This is a genomic window from Actinoplanes sp. CA-030573 (genome assembly GCF_050951115.1).
Taxonomy (GTDB): Bacteria; Actinomycetota; Actinomycetes; order Mycobacteriales; family Micromonosporaceae; genus Actinoplanes.
In genome coordinates, this window is record NZ_CP192038.1 from 3,530,947 (window position 1) to 3,551,812 (window position 20,866).

24 protein-coding genes are annotated in these 20,866 nt (G+C 71.4%); 15 read left to right on the forward strand and 9 right to left on the reverse strand.

Annotated features, from left to right (window positions below; all coding sequences use genetic code 11):
- Positions 1-22: 22 nt before the first annotated feature.
- From ACQP2F_RS16410 to ACQP2F_RS16420, 3 genes are all read right to left on the reverse strand, one after another.
- Entirely contained in the window at positions 23-595 is a 573-nt protein-coding gene (locus ACQP2F_RS16410) for a carboxypeptidase-like regulatory domain-containing protein (RefSeq protein ID WP_433304834.1), read from the reverse strand.
- An 83-nt stretch (positions 596-678) separates the two neighbouring features.
- The gene (locus ACQP2F_RS16415) at positions 679-2,583 is read right to left on the reverse strand and encodes a hypothetical protein (protein ID WP_433304835.1); all 1,905 of its coding nucleotides are present in this window, start codon (positions 2,581-2,583) and stop codon (positions 679-681) included.
- A 218-nt stretch (positions 2,584-2,801) separates the two neighbouring features.
- A complete protein-coding gene (locus tag ACQP2F_RS16420) occupies positions 2,802-3,980 on the reverse strand; it encodes a cytochrome P450 (RefSeq protein ID WP_433304837.1) in 1,179 nt (392 codons plus the stop codon).
- Between the two features lie 123 nt (positions 3,981-4,103).
- Here ACQP2F_RS16420 and ACQP2F_RS16425 point away from each other — a divergent pair, with 123 nt between their 5' ends.
- Positions 4,104-5,315, forward strand: a complete 1,212-nt coding sequence (locus ACQP2F_RS16425) for a low temperature requirement protein A (protein ID WP_433304839.1) — start codon at positions 4,104-4,106, stop codon at positions 5,313-5,315.
- 29 nt (positions 5,316-5,344) lie between these two features.
- On the opposite strand, the gene ACQP2F_RS16430 is transcribed toward ACQP2F_RS16425, so the two are convergent.
- From ACQP2F_RS16430 to ACQP2F_RS16450, 5 genes are all read right to left on the reverse strand, one after another.
- Positions 5,345-5,641, reverse strand: a complete 297-nt coding sequence (locus ACQP2F_RS16430) for a hypothetical protein (protein ID WP_433304841.1) — start codon at positions 5,639-5,641, stop codon at positions 5,345-5,347.
- Positions 5,641-6,045 carry a DUF1622 domain-containing protein gene (locus tag ACQP2F_RS16435; RefSeq protein WP_433304843.1) on the reverse strand — a complete coding sequence of 135 codons (405 nt, stop codon included), beginning with the start codon at positions 6,043-6,045 and terminating at the stop codon, positions 5,641-5,643. The genes ACQP2F_RS16430 and ACQP2F_RS16435 overlap by 1 nt, the downstream gene beginning before the upstream one ends.
- Positions 6,046-6,114: 69 nt before the next feature.
- Positions 6,115-6,405, reverse strand: coding sequence for a hypothetical protein (locus tag ACQP2F_RS16440; protein WP_433304845.1), 291 nt, complete (start codon positions 6,403-6,405; stop codon positions 6,115-6,117).
- A gap of 6 nt (positions 6,406-6,411) precedes the next feature.
- On the reverse strand, positions 6,412-7,086 hold the full coding sequence (locus ACQP2F_RS16445) for a class F sortase (RefSeq protein ID WP_433304847.1): 675 nt from the start codon (positions 7,084-7,086) through the stop codon (positions 6,412-6,414).
- Positions 7,079-7,912, reverse strand: coding sequence for a DUF4397 domain-containing protein (locus tag ACQP2F_RS16450; RefSeq protein WP_433304849.1), 834 nt, complete (start codon positions 7,910-7,912; stop codon positions 7,079-7,081). Before ACQP2F_RS16450 ends, ACQP2F_RS16445 begins: the two co-directional genes overlap by 8 nt.
- 170 nt (positions 7,913-8,082) lie before the next feature.
- Here ACQP2F_RS16450 and ACQP2F_RS16455 point away from each other — a divergent pair, with 170 nt between their 5' ends.
- From ACQP2F_RS16455 to ACQP2F_RS16515, 13 genes are all read left to right on the forward strand, one after another.
- Positions 8,083-8,664 (forward strand): RNA polymerase sigma factor, encoded by a 582-nt coding sequence (locus ACQP2F_RS16455; RefSeq protein ID WP_433304851.1) that lies wholly within the window; start codon positions 8,083-8,085, stop codon positions 8,662-8,664.
- Positions 8,651-9,400 carry an anti-sigma factor domain-containing protein gene (locus ACQP2F_RS16460; protein WP_433304853.1) on the forward strand — a complete coding sequence of 250 codons (750 nt, stop codon included), beginning with the start codon at positions 8,651-8,653 and terminating at the stop codon, positions 9,398-9,400. Before ACQP2F_RS16455 ends, ACQP2F_RS16460 begins: the two co-directional genes overlap by 14 nt.
- A 178-nt stretch (positions 9,401-9,578) precedes the next feature.
- Positions 9,579-10,571, forward strand: coding sequence for a hypothetical protein (locus ACQP2F_RS16465; RefSeq protein WP_433304855.1), 993 nt, complete (start codon positions 9,579-9,581; stop codon positions 10,569-10,571).
- A gap of 32 nt (positions 10,572-10,603) precedes the next feature.
- Entirely contained in the window at positions 10,604-11,314 is a 711-nt protein-coding gene (locus tag ACQP2F_RS16470; RefSeq protein WP_433304857.1) for a zinc ribbon domain-containing protein, read from the forward strand.
- A gap of 241 nt (positions 11,315-11,555) precedes the next feature.
- Positions 11,556-12,398 carry a hypothetical protein gene (locus tag ACQP2F_RS16475; RefSeq protein ID WP_433304859.1) on the forward strand — a complete coding sequence of 281 codons (843 nt, stop codon included), beginning with the start codon at positions 11,556-11,558 and terminating at the stop codon, positions 12,396-12,398.
- A gap of 110 nt (positions 12,399-12,508) precedes the next feature.
- Entirely contained in the window at positions 12,509-13,501 is a 993-nt protein-coding gene (locus tag ACQP2F_RS16480; protein WP_433304860.1) for a LacI family DNA-binding transcriptional regulator, read from the forward strand.
- A 251-nt stretch (positions 13,502-13,752) separates the two neighbouring features.
- Positions 13,753-14,571, forward strand: a complete 819-nt coding sequence (locus ACQP2F_RS16485) for an ABC transporter substrate-binding protein (RefSeq protein ID WP_433304862.1) — start codon at positions 13,753-13,755, stop codon at positions 14,569-14,571.
- Positions 14,571-15,083, forward strand: coding sequence for a hypothetical protein (locus ACQP2F_RS16490; RefSeq protein WP_433304864.1), 513 nt, complete (start codon positions 14,571-14,573; stop codon positions 15,081-15,083). The genes ACQP2F_RS16485 and ACQP2F_RS16490 overlap by 1 nt, the downstream gene beginning before the upstream one ends.
- On the forward strand, positions 15,083-15,550 hold the full coding sequence (locus ACQP2F_RS16495) for a carbohydrate ABC transporter permease (RefSeq protein ID WP_433304865.1): 468 nt from the start codon (positions 15,083-15,085) through the stop codon (positions 15,548-15,550). Before ACQP2F_RS16490 ends, ACQP2F_RS16495 begins: the two co-directional genes overlap by 1 nt.
- Positions 15,433-15,990: a carbohydrate ABC transporter permease gene (locus ACQP2F_RS16500; protein WP_433307533.1), complete on the forward strand. Its 558-nt coding sequence runs from the start codon at positions 15,433-15,435 to the stop codon at positions 15,988-15,990. The genes ACQP2F_RS16495 and ACQP2F_RS16500 overlap by 118 nt, the downstream gene beginning before the upstream one ends.
- A complete protein-coding gene (locus ACQP2F_RS16505; protein ID WP_433304867.1) occupies positions 15,987-16,811 on the forward strand; it encodes a carbohydrate ABC transporter permease in 825 nt (274 codons plus the stop codon). The genes ACQP2F_RS16500 and ACQP2F_RS16505 overlap by 4 nt, the downstream gene beginning before the upstream one ends.
- Complete coding sequence (locus ACQP2F_RS16510) at positions 16,808-17,728, forward strand: SGNH/GDSL hydrolase family protein (protein WP_433304869.1); 921 nt, start codon at positions 16,808-16,810, stop codon at positions 17,726-17,728. Before ACQP2F_RS16505 ends, ACQP2F_RS16510 begins: the two co-directional genes overlap by 4 nt.
- 96 nt (positions 17,729-17,824) lie before the next feature.
- A complete protein-coding gene (locus ACQP2F_RS16515; protein ID WP_433304871.1) occupies positions 17,825-18,580 on the forward strand; it encodes a hypothetical protein in 756 nt (251 codons plus the stop codon).
- Between the two features lie 58 nt (positions 18,581-18,638).
- Here the strand turns inward: ACQP2F_RS16515 and ACQP2F_RS16520 are convergent, their stop codons facing one another.
- Positions 18,639-19,820, reverse strand: a complete 1,182-nt coding sequence (locus ACQP2F_RS16520; protein WP_433304873.1) for an AI-2E family transporter — start codon at positions 19,818-19,820, stop codon at positions 18,639-18,641.
- A gap of 204 nt (positions 19,821-20,024) precedes the next feature.
- Between ACQP2F_RS16520 and ACQP2F_RS16525 the strand changes: the two genes are divergently transcribed.
- Positions 20,025-20,792, forward strand: coding sequence for a TetR/AcrR family transcriptional regulator (locus tag ACQP2F_RS16525; RefSeq protein WP_433304874.1), 768 nt, complete (start codon positions 20,025-20,027; stop codon positions 20,790-20,792).
- The last annotated feature ends 74 nt before the right edge of the window (positions 20,793-20,866 follow it).

Genomic DNA, 20,866 nt, shown 5'->3' on the forward strand with positions numbered 1-20,866 from the left:
GATGCGACAGCCCGGCGACCGGTCAGCTCAGGCCCGTGCGGAGCCGAACGGTGACCGTCGCGAAATGCCCGGCGGTGACCGTCACCTGCCGGATCGTCGGTCGGCGCGCGGTGTTGCCGCTGGTTCGGGCGGCGCGGATCTGGTAGCTCCCGGCCGGCAGGGCAACGGTGAAGCTGCCGTCGGCGTCGGTGTCGACGGTGGTGATGACGGTCTTTCCGGTGGGGTCCAGCACGACGATGCGAGCCGGCACCGGGGTGGCCGGGCAGGGCGGGTCGGCGCGATCGGCCGGACAGTTCAGGACGACGGTCCGGCCGCGCAGGCCGGTGCCGGTGGGCGCGGGGCCGGTTGGCGGCGAGGTCCCGGCCGACGCGGAAGTGGCCGGCGCCGACGAGCCCGGCGCTGACGAGCCCGGCGCGGAGGTGGGGGCCGAGGCGGTCGGGGTCGCCGGCATGGCGGAACCGGGCGGCCGCGGCTGCGGCGAAACGACGCGGGTGGCCCGGCCTCCCGGCGGCGGGCCGGACCCGCAGGCGGCCGGCATCACGGCGACGACCACGGCGAGGAGCGCGATCCACGTACGGTGCGGTGCGTGTGACATTCCGGTTGGACGCTCCGGTCGGGCAGCCGGGTTCCGGCCGCGCCGGGCCGCCCCGGTTCGCGGGGCGGCCCGGTCTCAGCGGTTCACGGCCGGATCTGGCTGATCCGGGTGGCCCAGTTGGCCAGGGCGGTGCGGGTGCCGCCGCAGCTGCCGAACGGGGCGCTCTGGTACTCGGCGAGCGTGCAGCGCTGGGCGATGTACTCGGCGGCGACCCAGATCGTCGCGCCGTCCACCGCGGTGGCGCCGTAGTCGCCCCACCGCGGTCGCGGCGGGTTGCCGAACGCCTTGTATCCGGAGAAGCCGTCCTGCGGCCCGGCCCCGGCCTTGGCGAGGTAGATCGGCCCGGCGCCGGTGCGCCCGTCGAAGGCCGAGTACGCCGCCGACGGGTAGTACCCGTCGCCGACCAGCGTGAAGGACATGACGCCGTGACCCGCGGCGTTGATGCCGATCGCGGGGTACGTCAGGTTGTTCCCGGCCAGGCCGAGCTGCCCCTGCGCGACCAGGCCGGCGGCGAGGACGCCGTGCCGGATCTGCGGCCGCACGATGTACCAGCCGATGCCGGCCTTGGTCGCGCCGCCGACGGTGACCGCGGTGTCGAGCGCGCCGTAGAGCTTGCCGTCGGCGTACGTCACCTGCTGCATGCGGGTGTCGTTGCTGTCCAGCGGCGACTCGACCTCGGGCTTGAACGGGTCGGGCGCGCCGAGCAGGAGCGTGGCACACGGGTCGCTGTTGAGGCACTCGGCCAGCGGGACCGGTCCGGGCTTCTGGTTGGACAGCGGTGGCAGCGAGTAACGCCGTACGCCGACCCGGGTGTCCTGCAACCGGACATCCGGCCGGGCCGAGTCCAGCGATCTCGTGTTGGTCAGCGACCAGGTCACGATGCTGGTCGAGACGTAGTCCTGGGTCCCGGTCGCCTCCTCGGCGGCGTTGGACGACAGGAAGTACGCCGTGCCGTTCTGGCCCCGCTCGAAGTCGCGGGTCGACGGCGACTGCGCCGGCCAGACGGTGAAGCCGTTGCGGCCCTGGTCGGCGGCGGTCGTGTCGAGCTGGGTGACCAGCACGTCGGCGTCGCCGCGGGCCAGCGCCCGCTTGCTGAACGCGTAGATCTGCGCGCTGTTGTACTCGGTTCCGAAGAACGAGTACTCGTTGGTCGTGATGTAGAAGCCGTTCGCGTCCACGCCGATGTGCGGGTAGTCGCCGATGCACGGGCAGTTCGGGTGCACCGGGGTGCCGTTGCTGCCGTCGTCGGTCACGTCGAGCCGGTAGATGTCCCAGCTGCCGGTCGGATTCGCGGTCACGGCGATGTCGAGGTGGTTGGCGCCGGTGAAGTCGCCCTCTGCGGTCGCCTCGAGGGTGAGCACGACCAGGAAGAAGTGCCGGGTGGTGGGGTCGTACAGGCAGGTCGGGTCGGTGATCACCGGTCCGTAGACGCCGGTGGTGCGGTTGATCGCCGGCGGGTACCCGTAGAACGTGTTGAGGTCGACGACCCCGGTCCGCGGGCTGCCGTCCGGGTTGCGCACCCGGAAGGCGTCGTTGACGGCCTCGACGACGTAGCCGCCCCCGACGCACAGCGCCTGGTCCGGCGGCTCGAGGCTGAACTGGTTGCCGTTGTTGGCGGTGCGCTGGTCGCGGTGGTTGAGTCCGTCGAAGCTGCGCAGCAACCGGGGGTTGGTGTGCACCGTCCCGCGGGCGCCCGCCGCCTTCGAGGTGCCCGGCGTGTGGCGTGCCGGTGCCAGGCTGCGGTCGGCGCCGGCCGGCGCGGCGGCGGTGGCGGCGAGGCCCTCCTCCGGTCCGGCGTCGCGGCGGATCTCGGTGGCGATCGAGGCGGGCAGGCCGCTGCCGGTGCCGGTGACCTGGTACGAGCCGGTGCCGACCTTGTGCACGACGCGGGGGCTCGCGGGGGCGGCCGACGCGATCGAGGGGACGCCGAGTGAAGCGACGACGGCGATGATCGCGACAGCAGCGACCGACGACTGTCTCTTGAACATATGTCTCCTTCATCGATGAAGGCGTCACCCGATGCGGCAAAATGATCACGCATGGTGACGGGTCGATCGTCAGTCTCGGCGCGTTGCACGCTCTTGGGAAGACCCGGTGGAAAAGCCGCCGCTTTGATGGGCACAAATGTGCTAAGCCGGGTTGCACCCGGAACCTCAGCACCCGAAGGCAGTTGCCCGAAGCGCCGCCGGTTCCCGATTTCGGTGGATCAGCCGCGCACTCGCAGGCGCAGTCCGACGAGCTTGTACGCCGCGATCTCCGGGCGGATGCGGACCGTGGGCTCCTGGACCAGTTCGAGACCGGGCTCGGCGAGGAGCTTGCTGAGGAAGATGTCGGATTCCTGGATGGCGATGTACGCGCCGGGGCAGCGGTGGGCGCCGTCGCCAAAGGACAGGCCGGCCTCGCCCACGCCGTCGGCGACCGGCCGGGCCGGGCAGACCGCGCCGGGGTCGGCGCCGACGGCGGCGGGGTCGAGGTTGGCGGCGGCGACACCGACGTCGACCAGGGCGCCGGCCGGAATCGTGCGGTCACCGGCGGCGATGTCGGCGGTGGTCCGGCGGTAGAGGTTGCTGACCACCGGCTCGACCCGGAGGATCTCGTGGAGGATGCCGAAGCGCTCCTTCTCGCCGGCCTGGACGTAGCGCTCGCGCAACTCCGGGTCGGTGAGCAGATGCCAGGCGGCGACCACGATGAACTCGCGGGTCGTGATCATGCCGGCGGCCGCGAAGGTCACACATTCGCCGAGGATCTCGGGGCCGGTGCAGCCCTCGTCGAGCAGGTGCGAGATCAGGTCGTCGCGGCGTTCGCGGCGGCGGGCCCGGATCGACGGGCGTACGTCGAAGTAGTAGAAAAAGCCGAGGTTGAACTGGCCGAGCAGGGTGCGCACGGCCTTGATCGGGTGCCGCCAGCCGGGGTTGCCCTGCTCGGCGAAGAAGTTGTCGAGCCGGCGGCTCATGCCGCGGCCGGCGTCGGTGAGCCCGACCACCTCGGCGGCGACGGCGACGGCGAGCTTGAACGAGAGGTCGGCCAGGTCGGCCTCGCCCCGGCGGCGCAGCTCGGCGCACTGCTCGCCGGCCAGGCGGTTCATCATGTCCCGGTACGCGGTGTCGACCCGTTTCGGGGTGAAGTACCTCGCCGTCTGCTTGCGGTGCTCGCGGTGCTCGGCCCCGTCGCGGTACAGGACCGGCACGCGCATCTTCGCGCTCACGCGATGCACGTTCTCGGCGTTGAAGCCGGCCTGCCGCGTCCCGGCCTCGCGCAGGAACGCCCGGGCGGTCGCGTAGTCCTGGATCTTCCACACCCCGTCGGGCCCGGCGTGGGCGGGGCACCCGGGAGCGAGTCCGGCGCGCGGGATCATGGGCTGGGATTCGACCGGCGTAGCGGACATGTCGCTTATTCTTACCGATCGATCCGCAAGAGCCAACCGCGGTCCCACTCCGCGGCGCGGGTATGAGCTCGGCGTGGGCGGGTAGTCCGGACGGCACAGCGCAACGTCCGATCCGGAGGCAGCATGACGCACGCGCACGACCGCCTCGACGAGCAGGAGGCCGAACAGCTCGACCCGGTCCGGCCGCCGGATCTCAACCAGGCGTCGAACCGGTCGGCGACCCGCCTCGAGCTGTTCTTCGACCTCGCGTTCGTGCTGTTCGTGGGCCGCTGCGCGCACGTGCTGGCCGAGGACACGAGCTGGCACGGCGCGCTGGTCTTCGCCGCCCTGCTGACCATCGGCTGGTGGGCGTGGGCCAGCACCACCCTCTACGCCAACCGGTTCGACACCGACGACGCGGTGTTCCGCCTGCTCACGCTGACCGCCATGGCCGGGGTGATGGCCATGGCGGCGGCGGCCGACAGCATCGACACGTCCGCCGCCCGGCTGTTCGCGGTGGGCTATGTCGTGGTCCGCCTCGCCCTGGTCGCCGGATACCTGCGGGCCTGGTGGCACGTGCCGGACGCCCGCCCGACCGCCCGGCTCTACCTCATCGGGCATTCGTCGGGCGCGGCTATTTGGCTGGTCTCCCTGGCCGTGGCGGCGCCCGGCCGGTACTGGCTGTGGGCTGCCGGCGTCCTCGCCGACGTCATCTGGCCGACCGCCGCGTCCCGGTTGCGCAACGCCGTACCTCTGCATCTGGAGCACCTGCCGGAACGCTTCGCGCTGTTCGTCATCCTGGTTCTGGGCGAATCGGTAGCGGCGGTCGTGTCCGGAGTGCACGACGGTGAGTGGCGGCCGCCGGTGATCGTCACCGCGGCGCTGGCCTTCACCGCCGCCGCGGCACTGTGGTGGATCTACTTCGACCTCTCCGGCGGGGCGGCCAAGCGGCGTCTCGCGGTGGAGGGCGGGGAGATCAGCAAGCACGGAGTGCACGACTTCTACCTGTACGTCCACCTGCCGCTCGCGATCTCGCTGGCGGCCGTGGCGGTCGGCCTGGAAGAGGTGGTCGTGCACGGGGCGGACGCGCACCTGGAGGCCGGGACCCGCTGGGTGCTCGGCATCGCCACCGCCGGCTACCTGCTCAGCTCGGCCGTCATGCAGGCCCAGCTGAGCGGGCGCGTACGCGGCGCCGTGCTCTGGCCGGGCGCCGGCGTGCCCCTGGCCCTGCTGATCGTCCTGCTCGACCTGAGCCCGGCCGTCACCATGGGACTGCTGGCCGCCGTCCTGATCGCCGGCGTCGTGACCGGTTTCGTCCTGCACCGCCGGGGCGAGGTCCGCACCGCCAAGGTGTGAGCAGCACCAGCCGGGACGAGGCTCGCGCTTCAGGAGTCGTCCGCCGGCCCCCGGCCGGACCGCCAGGGCGTCAGGTCACGCAGGCTCACCACGGGGTGACGCATGCCCAGGCCCGCGGTCTGGCGCACGGCCAGTACCAGCCCGGCCACCAGCGGCCCTTGCCAGTCCCGGGCGAGGCTGAGGTTGAGCAGCCCGGCGGCGAGCCAGAAGTCCAGCCCGACCCGCAGGCCGAGGCGACCGTCCCGGGCGGACAGGGCCACGACGACGCCGGCCACCAGTCCCGCCGCCACGCAGAACAACGCCGCCGCATGGATCAGCGCGCTCATCATCGGCTCCGAGACGGGTCGGCCGGGTCCGGCTGCGACCGCGCGGCCCGGTGCTCCAGCTCCTGGCGCTCGTCCTTGATCTCGCGCGCCAGGAAGTAGTTCAGCGCCGTGCGGATCGCCGCCACCGCGGCGAGTTCGGCGATCTCGCGCAGCGTCGGGGCGATGGCCGTCCGCAGGATGTCGGAGGCCAGCTGAAACTCCAGCCCCAGCGCCAGGAAACGTCCCAGGCTCAGCCGCACGGGCACGAATCCCTCGGTGCCGCGGCGGCGGACGGCCACCACCAGGAACCAGACGAACGCCGACACGGAACCGGTGAAGATCACCACCGCGCCGGCCGCCTCCACCAGGCGGACCATCAGATCCACAGCCCGCGAGAGCCACTGCTCGCTCAGCACATCGTTCACGCCTGGCTGGTTCCCGGGTCCGCGGCGGTGTACACCGGTAGATCAAGTCCCCCGGGGACCGACTTGCGGTCATGCCGCGGGCCACTGGTCGGGCTCGTCGCCGCCGAAGAGCAGCCAGCACACCACGGCGGTGGCGTACAGCGCCTGGCCGCGCAGGGGCAGGAACCGGGTCCAGCCCGGTGGGGTGGGGGAGTCGCCGACCGCGGCCACCAGGTACTGCCCGGCGTACGGGCTGCCGGCCGCGGCGTCCTGACGGTGCGGGAAGAACGGCAGCACGGCGAACCCTTCGATCGTCAGAGGATCGTCGAGCTCGCCGTGCCAGCGTCCGTCCGCGGTGCGGAAGGCACGAATCAGCGCCATCGGTCCTCAACCAGCCGGCACCGCGGTGACGACCACATTGTCCCGGTAGTGGCCGGTCGCCTTGTTGAACGGGCCGCCGCAGGTGACCAACGTGAGCCGCGGCGGTCCGGTGGTCGTGAAGTAGCGATCCAGGTCGATCGCGGCCTTCGGGTACTCCTCGCGGCCGACGACGGTGAAGGCCGCGTCACGCCCGTCACTGCCGGTGACCACGATCTTGTCGTACGGGTCGAGGTCGCTCAGCCGGGCGAAGGCCCCGTCGCCCTGCGCCGCACTGTCGACGTGCCCGGTGATCACCATCGACCCCGGGGCGCCGACGCCGGGCCCGAACCGGTACCAGCCGACCGTGTCCACGCTCGCCGGTATGACGACGTTGCCCGCCGCGTCGACACCGACCGGAACGACGCGGGCCGAGACACCGAGGCGCCCTATCCGGACCCGTACCGGCCGGTTCACGGCGGCGGCCGATGGCAACGCCGCCGCCTGGACGGGAACGGCCTGCCCGGACGGGGACGGCCGCGCCGGGCCGGTCGTGGCCAGCGCGGCCACCGTCTCCACGCCGACGTTGGGCCGGGGCTGCGCACGCTGCCACCACCACCCGGCCCCGGCCAGCGTCGCCGTGCCGGCCGCGAGGGCCGCGACCGCCACGGCGACGCGTCGCCCGCCGGCCGTGCGCTCAGGCACGCGCGGCCCGCCGGCGGCCGAGGACGAGAGCGCCGGTCATCAGCAGCAGGACGCCCAGGCCGCTCACCGCGTACCAGGCCCGGGTGACCCCGGTGGCGTTCTCGCCGCCGCTGCCGGCCGGCATCCCGGACGGCGCCCCACCCAGGCCGTCGACGGTCTGGGCGACCAGGGCCAGGGACTTGTCGTCGGCCGAGCCGATCGCGTACAGGATGGTGTCGGTGCCGGCGGCCAGGTTGACGGCCTTCGGACCGAGCACGACGGTGTCGGTGCCGGCCAGGGTCACGTCGGCCTGCACCGTCCCGGCCGGAACGTCGGCCATCGCCTCCTTGGGGTTGGTCAGGCCGGTGAAGACCGGCTTGCCGCCGGCGCGCACGTCGACGGCCGGCGCCTGGGCGGTGTGCCGCACGATCAGGCGGGCCATCCCGGCCTTCAGGGTGCTCGTGTCGTTCACGAACGCGGTCAGCGCGGGCTTGCCGGAACCGTCGAGGTGGGCGACCAGGCTGAGGTTCTTCCCGCCCGGCACGTCGACCGACTTGTCCTCGAGCAGCGGGCTGCCGGGGTCGTCGCCGGGCTTGGTCAGCGCGATGTCGTAGCTGCCGGAGGCCAGATCGAGCGGCCCGGCGACGGTGGCCGGCTTGAAGTCGCCGAGCACTTTCTTGCCGTTGACATAGACGTCGACCGGCTGTCCCGGGATGCCGTGCACGACCGACACCTTCGACGTGTCGGCGGCCTGGGCGCTCGACTGCAGCGCGATGCCGGTGGTGGCCGAGATGGCGAGCGCCAGACCGGCGGTGACGGCGACCCGGCGTACGGGATTGGTGAACATTGCTCCTCCTGATCGTCAGCGGATGCTCGCCGGGGATTTCGTCGGGCCGGTGACGATCGGATGCAGCGTCCGCACCGGAAATTCTTTTGGTCACTTCTGCATCCGTGCGGGCGCGCCGGGACGAAGGACGGGGTGATGGGTCTTCCGATACAGTCAGGCGTGCTTCGGCGATGGAAGCGAAAACGGTGAGTGCACTCGGCCGACCGGACACCGGCGACGACGACATACTCGGCTGGTTCCGGGCCGGTGACGAGCATGCGTTACGACTGCTCTACGAGCGATACGGAGCCGCCGTGCTGCACCTTGCCCACGCGTCGGTCGGCAACCGGGCCGACGCCGAGGACGTCGTGCAGGCGACGTTCGTCGCCGCCTGGCAGAACCGGGAGGGCTACCAGCCCGAGCGGGGGAGCCTGCTCGGCTGGCTGCTCGGCATCGCCCGGCGCAAGGCGGCCGACCTGATGCGCTCGCGGGTGCGTCAGAACCGGGTCGCCGACACCCTGCGCCAGGTCCCGCCCGAGCGCCCCGACGACCGCGACGCCAACGCCGTCGTCGACCGGCTCGTCGTGGTGGACGAGCTGACCACCCTCGAGCCCGACCAGCGGCGCGTGCTCGAGCTCGCCTTCTACGACGACCTCACGCACACCCAGATCGCCGCGGTCACCGGGCTGGCGCTGGGTACCGTGAAGAGTCATCTACGCCGCGGCATGGCCCGGCTGCGCAAACGATGGGAGGTGGACGGTGCCACATCTTGACCCGGACCGTCTGATCCTCATCGCGCTCGGCGAGCAGACCGCGTCGGCCGGGGAGGCCGAGCACCTCGCCGGCTGCCCCGCGTGCCGCGCCGAGCTGGCCACCAACGAGACGGTGGTGCGGCTCGGCCGCGGCTCCCACGATCTGCGGGAACTGCCCGACCCGCCCGCCGGCGTGTGGGACCGCATCGCCGCGGAGGCGTTCCCGGCCGAGGCGTCCCCGGCCGCCGCGCACCCGGCGGCCGCACCCGCGGCGACCGCGCCCGCGCCGCCGGTGGTTCTCTCGCCGCGACGCCCCTGGGCGCCGGCGCGGCCCCGGAACCGGTGGCGCCTGGCCCTGGTGGCGGTCGCCGCCGCGCTGGTCGGCGTGGCCGGCGTCGTCGGAGTCCAGCAGCTCGGCCGGTCCGGCTCGCCCCGGGTGATCGCCGAGGCCGACCTGCTGCCGCAGGCGGCCGCGCCGGGCACCGCGCACGGCACCGCGACGATCGTCGACACCGGGCACGGGCTGCAGATGCGGCTGAGTCTCTCCGGCATGCCGGCCGCGACCGGCTACTACACGGTCTGGCTCTACGACGGCGGCACCGTCATGATCCCGATCGGTTCGCCCGGTTCGGCGCCGCTCAACGTGCCGGCCGCGGCGAGCGACCTGACCAAGTTCCAGGTGGTGGACATCTCGGCGCAGCAACTGGGCCAGCAGCAGCACGGCACCAGCATGCTGCAAGGAAGGCTGAAGAGCTGACCATCCGCGTACGTCGGGGGATTGTCCGAGATCTAGCACGATCGCCAGCTGTTCGGGGGTCGGTGGCAGGTCTAAGAGTTGAGTCGTAACTGTTCGATGCGGTAGTTGTAGATCGCGACGACCGCTTTGATGACGTTGGTACGGTTCCGATTCGAACGGGTGTGCTGACGGAAAGCGGGTGGGGGCGGTGACAGTTGAGGCTGCCGCTGCGCGTACCCGAGGCAAGTCAAAGCAGAAGAATTGGCGGCGGCCGAAGGATGCGCCGGCCGCCGTGATCCGTCTCGAGCTCGACACGAGTGATCCGTTCACCCGGGTCCGGGTGGAGAAGCTGTTCGGTGCGATCTGGCAGCTGCGGCGGGCGTTGCAGGCACAGGCCCGCTCGCGGGTGGACGCCTACTGGGCGGCCGGTCGGCTGCGCTCGGCCGAAGGCGGACCGATACAGGCGCGTGAGCGGTTCGGGCTGTCGCGCACGGCCCTGGAACAGGCCGCCGCCGGGCATCTCGACAGGTCCGGATGGTTAGGCCGGCACCTGAGCAAAGCCCTCGCCATGCATCTCGCGGACGAGGTTTGGCAGACCGTGGACCGGCACCTGTTCGCCGACAGGGCGGGCAACCTGCACGGCCGGCCCCGGGTCGGCAAGTGGTGGACCTCGACCCGGATCTGCGGCCGGGCCCGCTCACACACGAAGCCGCGCACGTGGGAGACGTTCCGGCTCGTTGGGGCCCTCGACACGTATCGGAGCGCCTATCCGGACCGCAGACCTCGGCGGATGCCGGCACCGTCACGCCCGGCCGGACCGTCTGGCTGGTGGAACTACGACGGCCCGTTGACCGTCGTGTTCCCCGGCGCGGACGCGCGACCGGACCTGGTACTGCCGGTCCGGCTGCCGCACGGCCCGGCCCGACAGGCGCGTTTGGAGCACTTTCTTGGCCGGACGGAGCTTTGGCACAAGATCGACTTGGTCCGGGTCGAGGATCCGAAAGCGCCCGGCGGATGGCGGTACTACGCCCATTTGATGGTTCTCGATCGCGGCTGGACCAGCCCCGCCGTGCAGGCCGCCCGCGCCACGGCGCCGGCCGGGTGGGTGGGGTTGACGGGAACGTGTCCAGCCTCGCGGTCGTGTCCATGCCTGCCGACCGCGGGTGCCCAGGAGGTCTGGCGACGAGCCTGATCACCGTCGACGACCGGCAACGTGCCAGGGCGGTGGACGCTCGGCTGGTCGCCCGGCGCCGGCAACGAGCGCTGGACCGGTCCCGCCGTAACAGCAACCCCGCCCAGTACCAGCTCTCCACCCGGCAGGCCAAACGCGCCACCCGTCGCGCGGCCGCCGGCATCCGAGTCCGGCAGGTACCGACACCCCTTGGGCCGCGCGTGGCGAACGCGGTCGGAATCCCGCGACAGGCCTACGACAAAGACGAGCTCTGCGACGCCTACCGGCGCACCCGTGCAGGTCATGCGGTGGCAGGGCGGGCGGGAACCCAGGCCAAACAGGCACGAGCTCGCGAAATCGCCCGGACGATCGTCGCCGAGCACGGTCCGCGACTGGTCGTCGAGCACACCAACATCCGCGCCTGGGCGAGACTGTGGGGCCGCGGCATCGCCCTGTTTTCGCCCGGCATGCTCACCGCAGCCCTCAAACTCGAATGCGCCGCGGCCGGCGGCCAACTGCTACGCGCCGGGACCACGCGGACCGCCCTTTCGCAGCAATGCCCGTGCGGCGCCCGGGCGAAGAAGCCGCTCAGCCAGCGGGTCCACCGCTGCAGGTGCGGGATCGTCGGGGACCGGGACCTGGTCGCCGCGGCGATGGCCGCCTGCGTCCAGCTCGAGGATGAAGATCAACCGACCACCGCAACCATCAACGAAGACTTCCGGGCTGCCCTGGCTGCCCGGATTGCAGTAAGAGGGCAGCAATAGGCCCTCGCGAGGTCAACCGCCACCACCGTCACGCCACCACAGGTGTCGGCAGGTACGGCAGCTGTCCGACAAACGGAAGCCTCTGCCGAGCAAACCCCACCAGTCGTCACCACAGGCCGAACAGCAACCCCCGATGAGACGCCCAACCCCGGGGTGCGGCGACCACGCGGGAAAGCCAGGCCCAGAAAACTGCACGCCGACACCGGCGCACAGTTACGACTCAACTCTTAGTGTCCGCCGCATGAGAGCCGCCGCCGCCGCCGTCGCCTGGAGAGTCGCCGGCATCGACCTTCACCTGCTGTTGATCGAGGCTGCGGTGGCCGCGGTCGTGTTGTTGACCTCGCATCTGGCCTATCCGCCCACCGTGCGCGCGGCTCTGGTTGCCCTGGTCGTGGTCCTGTGCCTGGTCACGGTCGCCGGCCGGTTGCCGCTGGGCCTGGGCCCGGCGTCGCCCTCGGTGGCCGCCGCGCTGGTGCGGACGGTGGGCGTGGCGCTGGCCGGCGCCGGCGTCGTGGTGGTGGTCCTCGACCTGACGCAGACCGACACCCCGGCCCGGCGGACCGCCGACGGCGCGCCCTTGGCCGCGGTCGTGCTCTCCCTGTATCTCGCGGCGTTCCTGGCCCTGACCAGCCGGGACGGGGGTCTTCCACCGCGAGCGATGCTGACCGGTGCGGGACTCGGACTGCTTCCCGCGCTCCTGTTCGCCGCGGCCGTGCCGGTGCTGTGGCCGGCCCTGGTCTGGTGGTGGGGCTTCCTGCTGATCGCCGGGGCCGCCGCCGGCAGCGGCTTGCTGGTCCGGTCGGGCGAGATCGGCTTGCGGGCGGCGTTGCTGGCCACGATCACGGCCTGCCAGGCGGTGTTCTTCACGGCCGCGGTGCTCTATCACGACGGTCCCGACGCATGGATGCCGTACGCCGGTCCCGGCCCCCTGACCCTGCAGGGCCAGCTGGAGCAGAACCGGGCGGAGGCCATCGACCCCTATGTCGGCCTGCTGTTCCTCGGGGCGGTCGCGGCCACGGGCCTGACCGTCCAGGCATTGACCACCTGGCGACGCTCCCTCGGCAGCGCGGCGATCACCGCCTGATCGCGGCCTCGCTCGCCGTCGTCCGCCGTCGATGAGCCCGGGCTGTAGAGTGCTTGCCGTAAAGCGCTTTGCGGTGCGGGGCCGCGGCGACGACGGACCGGGGCGGAGCGTTGACGGCGGGACATCGAGTCACGATCTACGAGGTAGCCGAGCGCGCGCAAGTCAGCATCTCGACCGTCTCCAACGTGCTCAACAAGCCGGACCGGGTCAGCCCGGCCACCCGCGAGCGGGTGCTCGCCGTCGTCGACGAGCTGGGGTTCGTGCCCAAGGTACAGGCGGTGAGCCTGGCCCGGCGGGGGACCGGCCGGATCGGGGTGATGGCTCCGTTCACCTCCTACGGTTCCTATCTGCGCCGGCTGTCCGGGCTGCTCACGGTCGCGACCGAGCTCGAGATCGACGTCGTCGTCTTCGATCACGAGTCGGCCGCTCTGGCCTCCTCGCCGGTGCTGGCGAGTATGCCGGTGCACGGCCGGCTGGACGGGCTGATCGTGATGGGGCTGCGCATCGAGGACGCCATCGCCGACCGTCTGCGCGAGCGGGGCCTTCCCACGGTGGCGGTCGACGCGGACAGCGCGTTGTTCAGCCGGGTCGTGATCGACGACCGGGCCGGTGGGCGGCTGGCCGCCGAACATCTGCGCGATCGGGGGCACCGGCGGGTCGGTTATGTCCTCGAACGGCAGGTATCCGACTACGAGTCGCAGGCCATCAAGCGGCTGACCGGGTTCCGCGAGGTCGTCGCCGCCGCCGGTGGCGAGGTCGTGGTGACCGACAGCGACAACTCGGTCGACGGGGCCCGGCAGGCGGCCGCCGGCCTGCTGGACCGGGGCGACCGTCCGACGGCGATCATGGCGCACCACGACACCCTGGCGGTCGGTTTGCTGCTGGCGGCGCGCGATCGCGGCCTGCGCGTCCCGCAGGACGTGGCGGTCATGGGCTTCGACGACGGCGAGATGGCAACCGCGGCCGACCTGACCACCGTGCGTCAGCCGTTCGAGGAGTCCGGGACCACCGCACTCAGTGTGCTGCTCGGCCATCTCGCCGGCTCCGACCTGCGATCGACGACCATGCTCGACGTCCGGGTCGTGGAACGCTCGACCACCTGACCGGCGCTCGGGCCGTCGCCGGACCGTCACGCGGCGGCATAAAAGTGCTTCTAGAGAATCTCTTGACAGTCCCTTCGCCGTGCGGTTTCGTGCTTGTAACGCGCAGGTGCTCGCCGCACCCGCCGGCGTCCCCGCGCGAAGCGCACGCGCGGTCGGCCCGGCCCCATCACCAGGCACGTCATCCGCCGGCCATCCTCCAGCCGGACCGGCATCCCCTGCCAAGGAGTAGCGATATGTCAGCCGAAAAGATAATGAAATCGCTTTGGTCGGCGCTGGGCTGTGCGAGCCTGATGCTCGTGGCGGCGTGCAGCGCGCCCGGCGGCGACTCCGGCTCGGCCGGCGCCACCAGCAGCACGGCCGCGGTCGCCACCTCCTGCGGCAGCGACCCGGTCACGCTCAAGGGGTACTTCGAGACCGGCTTCCCGCTGCCCAAGCAGCTCGCCGACGAGTTCACCAAGCAGTTCCCGAACGTCAAGTGGGACATCCGCGAGGACCAGTTCGCGGTCATCACGCAGAACGCCCCGCGGGTGCTGGCCGACGACCCGCCGGACCTGATGCGCCTGCCGCAGGTCTCCGAGCTGGTCAAGGACGGCCTGCTCAAGAACCTCGACGGCTACGCGCAGGCGTACGGCTGGGACAAGTGGCCGGCTTCCCAGCTGGAGCAGATGCGGGTCGGGGCGAACGGCCAGCGCGGTGACGGCCCGCTCTACGCCCAGGGCCTGAACTTCAGCATGACCGGCGTGTTCTACAACAAGAAGCTGGCCGCGCAGATCGGCATGACGCAGCCGCCGGCCACCCTGGCCGACTTCGACGCGGTGCTGCAGAAGGCGAAGGACGCCGGGATCACCCCGATCAACCAGTTCAACGGCGGGGCGACCGGTGGCCTGGCATTCCCGCTGCAGAACCTGATGGCGGCGTACGGCGAGCCCGCCCCGATCAACGACTGGATCTTCCAGAAGCCGGGCGCCACCATCGACACGCCCAGCAACCTGCAGGCGACCCAGCACCTGGAGAAGTGGATCAAAGCGGGTTCGCGCCCGACATCAACTCGCAGGACTACGCGACGATGATGAGCCGCTTCATCGGTGGCAAGGCGCTGTTCATCTTCGACGGCGACTGGGAGTCCGGCAATCTCGACAAGCAGATGGCCGGCAACGCCGGGTTCTTCCTGATGCCACCGCAGCAGAGCGGCGGCAAGCGGGCCGCGATGTCGGCGCCGCTGACCTACGGCATCAGCACGAAGGCCGCGCACGCCGACTGCGCCGCGTTCTTCCTCAACTGGGTCGCGACCAACCAGAAGGCACGCGACATCGACGTGTCGGTCGGCGGCTCGCACCCGATGGGGCCGTCCGACGCGTACATGCCGCCGGTCAAGGAGGGCACCGTCACCGCCGCGACCCTCGCCGCCGGCGCCACCATCGGTAAGGACAACGGGTCGATGGACTTCATCGCCAACGCGACCGGCGCGATCTACGCCAAGAGCTGGACCCCGCAGCTGCAGAAGCTGGCGGCCGGTCAGCAGTCACCGGACGCCCTGCTGAAGTCGGTCCAGAAGGACTACGAGAGCCAGGTCAAGGGCTGATGCCGGTTCCCGTCACGGGTCGGCGTGCGCGGCGCGCACGCCGGCCCGGCGCCTGGGTGGGCTGGCTCTTCGTCGCCCCCGCGGCCGTCATGTACGCCGTTTTCGTCCTGCGGCCGCTGGCCCTGACCGTCCAGTACTCGTTCTACGACTGGAACGGCATCGGCGCCTCCGCCTGGGTGGGCCTGGCCAACTACACCCGCCTGTTCACCGAGCCCGAGCTGCTCGCCACCATCGCGCACGCCTTCGAGCTGATCCTGTTCTTCAGCGCGATCCCGGTGCTGCTGGGGCTGTTCGTGGCGGCGACGATCCGGGGCATCGCGCAGAGCGGCTGGCCGTGGCCGCCCGTACCGTGCTGTTCCTGCCCCAGGTCATCCCGCTGGTCGCGGCCGGCATCATGTGGAGCTGGCTGCTGTCGTCCACCGGTCTGGCGAACGAGCTGCTGTCGGCGGTGGGGCTGGGCGGGGTGACCCGTGCGTGGCTCGGCGACTTCGGCACCGCCCTGCCCGCCGTCGGCGTGATCGGCGCCTGGGTGCTGGTGGGCCTGTGCACCCTGCTCCTGCTGGCCGGGATGAGCAAGATCGACCCGGCGCTGTACGAGTCGGCCCGCCTCGACGGAGCCGGGCCGGTGCGCGAGTTCCGAGCCATCACCCTGCCCAGCCTGCGCCAGGAGATCGGCGTCTGCGTCACGGTGACCGTCATCGCCGCCCTGGCCAGCTTCGACGTCGTCTACATCTCCACCCAGGGCGGCCCGGGCAACGCCACGATGGTCCCCGGACTCGAGATCTTCTACCTCGCGTTCTCCGAGCGTGAGGTCGGCCGCGCCTCCGCCCTCGCGGTGGTGCTCGTGGTCCTCGTCCTCGCCTGCGTCCTGCCCGTCCAGCGGCTCACCCGGGACGGGTCCCGATGATCGTCAACCGCCGCGAAGCCCTGATCGGGCGGATCCTGCTCGTGCTGCTGATGGCGATCACCGTGGTGCCGTTCCTCAGCCTGTTCGTGACGGCGCTGCACCCGGCCGGGACGTACCCGTCGGGGTTGTCCTGGCCGGCTGATCCGCAGTGGCGGAACTTCACCGACGCGTTCCAGGCCGCCCACATGGGCGAGCTGCTGCTGTCCAGTGTGCTGATCGTGGCCGGCGTCGTCCCGGCCTCGCTCCTGCTCGGCACGCTGGCCGGCTTCGCCTTCGGCCACCTGCGCATGCCCGGTCACCGCATCGGCTTCCTGATCTTCGTGCTGGGCCTGACGCTGCCGTACGAGGGCATCGTCACCCCGCTCTACTACCAGATCCGCGACATGGGGCTGCTGAACACCCGCTGGGCCATCATCCTGCCGTTGATCGGGCTGTTCATGCCGTTCTCGGTGCTGTGGATGCGGGCGCACTTCGTCACCATGCCCGACGACCTGTCCGAGGCCGCCCGCATCGACGGCGCCACGACCTGGCAGCTGTTCTGGCGCGTGCACGTCCCGCTGTCGCGCCCGGCGCTGTCGTCGCTGGCGATCCTGCTCTTCCTCTGGACCTGGAACCAGTTCCTGCTGGCCATCGTGCTCGTCGACGACCCGGCGAAACGGACCATGGCCGGTGCGCTCGGCGCCTTCCAGGGCCAGTGGGGCACCGACATCCCGCTGCTGTGCGCCGGCTCGCTGCTGATTCTGACGCCCACGCTGGCCGTGTTCCTGATCTTCCAGCGCCGCTTCGTCGCCGCTCTCCTGCAAGGCTCGATCAAGGGATGACCGGGCCTCGGACACCGATCCCGGAGACTCGCACGACCGCGGCGCCGATCCGCACGGACGCCCAGCGCCGGGAGTTCATCCGCTACACCGACACCCGCCGCTGGCCGTTGCTCGGCCGCTTCCCGGTCGGGGACGAGCTGCACGACGACCTCCTGGCCCAGATGCTCGGCTGCTCCCGGGACACGGTTCGGTCGATCGTCGCCGGCCTCACCGGACAGGCGCGCGGCACCGCGGCGGACCTGCTCGCCGACCGCGGCTTCCGCAGCGCGCTCCGGGAGGTGACGGGCCGGCCCGGAGAGCGGATCGTCGCGGTCGGCGACTCGATCACGGCCGACCGCCTGGGCTGGTTCGAGCTGCTGTCCGCGGCCGCGGACCTCGACGACCGGCCGGCCGCCGAGATGGTCAACCTGGGCGTCAGCGGGGACACCACCGCCGACGTCCTCGAGCGATTCGACCTGCTGGAGGCCGCCCGGCCCGGTCACGTACTGCTGATGCTGGGAACCAACGACGCCCGCTCGCACGGGCGTCCCGTCGCGTACCGCATGATCAGCGCCGCCGAGACCGCGCGGAACCTCCGGGCGCTGATCGACCTGGTCGTCACCGGGCTCGGCGCCGCCGTCACGGTGATCACCCCACCGGCCGTCGACCAGCGCCGCATCGACGCCACCTTCGCCGGCGGCGCCGTCGGCTGGCGTGCCGACGACATCGCCGAGGTCGCCGCCATCGCGCGGGAGGTGGCGCCGGCCGCCATCGATCTGCACGGGATCACCCGCGATCGAGCGGACGGGGACTTCCTCGAGGCCGACGGCGTGCACCCCACCCCGCACGGCCAGCGGCTCATCGTGACCGACATCGTGGCCCGGCTCGCCGCACGATCCCCGGGAGGAGATCCCCGAGACCCTCGCCCTCGGCGATGAGCTCCGGGTCGTGGCCGGCACCCGGCGAACCGGAGCGCTGGTCGTTTCGAGCGGCCGGACACGGGAACCCGCCCCGCCATGACTCACCACGCCGGCTTGCCGGGAAAACTCCGCCGGTCTCATGCTCTTCCCGTCCTCGCCGTCGCGCTTGCGCTTGCCGGCTGCTCGTCGGGACAGGTCGCCGAAACCGCGATCATCCGGCCGCCCATCTCGGGGCTCAACACGCAGAGCCCGGACGGCAATCTGCTGATCCGCAACTTCCAGGTGCTCTACACCGGACCCGCCGGGTACCCGGCCGGCAGCACGGCGCCGCTGCAGGTCAGCCTGTTCAACCAGACCGAGCGGGCGATGACGGTGGTGATCCGCGCCGCGCCGCCGGTCACTGACGCTCCCGAGCCGGGGTACGTGTCGGCCCAGCAGATCGTGCTGATCGGAGGGAAGGCGGCCGCCTCGCCCAGCGGGAACCCGGAGCCGGCGCCCGGCGGCGAGACGTCGCCGCATCCGGACCCGTCGGCGACCGAGGTCATCGACCCGTCCGGGCCGGCGTCGAAGCCGACGACGCCGGGCGCCTCGCTGGTGCCCCGGTCCGCCGCGGCCGCCGGGCAGCCCGCCCGGATCACCATCCCGCCGCTGAGCAGCGCGTCCTTTCAGCCCAGCATGCGGCAGAAGCTGCTGGCGGCCGGGCTCAGCGAGCGGCTGAGCCCCGGCCGGTCGCTGAACCTGGTGCTGGAGCCCGGTGCCGGGGCCGCGCCGATGAACCTCGTCGTGCCGATGGAGGTTCCGCTGTCGCCGATCCCGCGCTCGGGCGGCTCCGGCACGCCACCCGAGAAGAACATGGGTGAGGGCGGGTAAGGCCGGTCGCTCAGCCGGCCGGTCGCTCAGCCGGCCGGTCGCTCAGCCGGCCGGTCGCTCAGCCGGCCGGTCGCGATGCGTCGGCCGGTACGGCAACCGCGGTGTCCCGGCCGGCGGCGACGGTCTGCGGCCGCCGGCCACCCGGGGCGTCGTCGTGCACCGGGCGACGATCCGCGCCGACGGTCGGTTGGCTCTTGAGCCGGCCGCGGCGGGTGTCCCAGATGTCACGGGCGATGATCTGCAGGATGCCGGCGACCGGGATGGCCAGCAACGCACCCAGAATCCCGGCCAGCTCGACCGCGATGAGGATGGCGATCAACACGGTCAGGGGATTCACCTTCACCGTGCGGGCGAAGATCAGCGGCTGCAGCAGGTGATTCTCCAGCTGCTGGTAGAGCACGAAGAAGACGATGACCACGATGCCCGCGGTCGTCGACTGGACGAACGCCGCCAGCGTGGCGACGACCGCGCCGATCGTGGCTCCGGCCAGCGGGATCAGGTCGGCGATGCCGACGAACAGGGCGATCAGGCCCGCGTACGGGACGCCGAGGACGGCCAGCACCGCAAACGTCAGGCTGCCGCAGATGATGCTGATCAGCAGATTCCCGGTGATGTACCCGGTGATCGTCTTCGCGCAGTCGTGCCCGACCCGGCTGATCCGCTCGGCCCGCCGGTCATCGAAGAGGGCGAGGAAGCCCTGCACGATCTTGGGTGCCTCCAGCACCATCAGGTAGGCCAGCACGATGATCGTCACAAGCCCGGCGACGCTCGTGGCCGCCCCGCGCAGGAGCATCAGCGTGGGCGCGCCCAGCCCGCTCGCGTACTGGCGGAACTTGTCGGCGTTTCGCTGCGCGTACTCCAGGAGGTGGTAACGCTCGATCAGCCCGCCGACCGGTCCGCGCCCGGCCCGGGCGTCCTCGATGATCTTCGGGAAGTCGTGGACGACGTTCGCGCCTTCCCGGATCAGCGGCACGATGAACAGCGTCGCCAGGCCGCCGAGCGCCACCACGGCCACGAGGAACACCAGCAGCGTCGCCAGCCAGCGTTTGCCGAAGGCGACGCGGCGCTGGACCCAGTTGACCGCGGGGTGCAGCGCGACGGCAAAGAACCCGGCGATGAGGATCCACGTCAGCACCTGGCTGGTCACCCGCATCAGATACAGGACGAGCAGAGTGGCCAGCACCAGCCCGATGACGACCAGTGTCCGCCGGGCGACGACCGCATTGTCCGTGTTGTTCACCGTGATGGGCTACCCCGCAAAAAGCACGACAAACGTGCCAGGTCGGCATCGGCGTTTATGCGTTAAACCCAAAAGAATTCTGTTCAGGAGATCGTGAGCGGTCTATCCGCGGTGCCGTCGCCCGGATCCTGGTCCCTGCCGAACCGTCATCTATGGGACGCTTGCGCGATCTGCGGTGGCGCACAGCAACGCGGGGGAGGCGTGATGGCTAAGGACCCGGACACTCCGCAGGCGCGCGGGGACGCGGCCGCGGCCGTCCCGGCCGGCGGCCCCGGCTCCGGGCGTGCCGGTCTGGATCAGCGTCGCATCATCGGCGCGGCGGTGCGGTTCATCGACGAGAACGGCCTGCGGATGCTGACCATGCAACGCCTCGGCGCCTACCTCGGTGTCGAGGCGATGGCCCTCTACCGGTACGTGCCCGGCCGGGAGGCACTGCTGGACGGCGTCGTCGAGACCGTTGTGGACGAGCTGTTCGGCGATCCCGACGTGCACCTGGAGGCGCATGCCGGCTGGGTCGACTACCTGCAACGGCTGGCTCACGGTCTGCGCCGCATCGCGCTGGCTCACCCGGAGGTGTTCCCGCTGGTGGCCACCAGGCCGCCGGCCGCGCCGTGGGTGCGGCCGCCGCTGCGCAGTCTGCGCTGGATCGAGTCGCTGCTCGAGGTGATGACCCAGGCCGGCTTCTCCGACGAGGACGCCGCCGCGGTCTATCGGGCGTTCAGCAGCTTCCTGCTCGGGTACCTGTTGCTGGAGGTCTCGTCGCACGGGGTGGAGACCGGTCCCGTCGAGGAGCCCGATGTGTCCCCGATCGAGGACCTGAGTAAGTATCCGATCCTGCAACGCCTGGAGCCCCATCTGTCGGTCGACGTCGCCGCCCAGGATTTCGAGGAGGCGCTCGAGGCGCTGCTCGATCGGGTGGCGCTGCTGTTGCCGCGGCGTCGCCGGCCGCCGCGTCTGACCGACGACCGGTGAATCTGGTTTATGTCATAAACGGCCGGGCAAGCATGAGTCGTCAAGCGATCGGAACAACCAATTCGGACAGCCGC

Excerpts from the sequence above, each read along its gene's own strand:
- ACQP2F_RS16475 (WP_433304859.1), top strand. The coding sequence starts at position 11,556 with ATGAGAGCCGCCGCCGCCGCCGTCGCCTGGAGAGTCGCCGGCATCGAC.
- ACQP2F_RS16495 (WP_433304865.1), top strand. The coding sequence starts at position 15,083 with ATGCCGGTTCCCGTCACGGGTCGGCGTGCGCGGCGCGCACGCCGGCCC.
- ACQP2F_RS16425 (WP_433304839.1), top strand. The coding sequence starts at position 4,104 with ATGACGCACGCGCACGACCGCCTCGACGAGCAGGAGGCCGAACAGCTC.
- ACQP2F_RS16510 (WP_433304869.1), top strand. The coding sequence starts at position 16,808 with ATGACCGGGCCTCGGACACCGATCCCGGAGACTCGCACGACCGCGGCG.
- ACQP2F_RS16490 (WP_433304864.1), top strand. The coding sequence starts at position 14,571 with ATGAGCCGCTTCATCGGTGGCAAGGCGCTGTTCATCTTCGACGGCGAC.
- ACQP2F_RS16450 (WP_433304849.1), bottom strand. The coding sequence starts at position 7,912 with ATGTTCACCAATCCCGTACGCCGGGTCGCCGTCACCGCCGGTCTGGCG.
- ACQP2F_RS16485 (WP_433304862.1), top strand. The coding sequence starts at position 13,753 with ATGAAATCGCTTTGGTCGGCGCTGGGCTGTGCGAGCCTGATGCTCGTG.
- ACQP2F_RS16455 (WP_433304851.1), top strand. The coding sequence starts at position 8,083 with ATGGAAGCGAAAACGGTGAGTGCACTCGGCCGACCGGACACCGGCGAC.
- ACQP2F_RS16440 (WP_433304845.1), bottom strand. The coding sequence starts at position 6,405 with ATGGCGCTGATTCGTGCCTTCCGCACCGCGGACGGACGCTGGCACGGC.
- ACQP2F_RS16430 (WP_433304841.1), bottom strand. The coding sequence starts at position 5,641 with ATGAGCGCGCTGATCCATGCGGCGGCGTTGTTCTGCGTGGCGGCGGGA.
- ACQP2F_RS16410 (WP_433304834.1), bottom strand. The coding sequence starts at position 595 with ATGTCACACGCACCGCACCGTACGTGGATCGCGCTCCTCGCCGTGGTC.
- ACQP2F_RS16420 (WP_433304837.1), bottom strand. The coding sequence starts at position 3,980 with ATGTCCGCTACGCCGGTCGAATCCCAGCCCATGATCCCGCGCGCCGGA.
- ACQP2F_RS16525 (WP_433304874.1), top strand. The coding sequence starts at position 20,025 with ATGGCTAAGGACCCGGACACTCCGCAGGCGCGCGGGGACGCGGCCGCG.
- ACQP2F_RS16415 (WP_433304835.1), bottom strand. The coding sequence starts at position 2,583 with ATGTTCAAGAGACAGTCGTCGGTCGCTGCTGTCGCGATCATCGCCGTC.
- ACQP2F_RS16505 (WP_433304867.1), top strand. The coding sequence starts at position 15,987 with ATGATCGTCAACCGCCGCGAAGCCCTGATCGGGCGGATCCTGCTCGTG.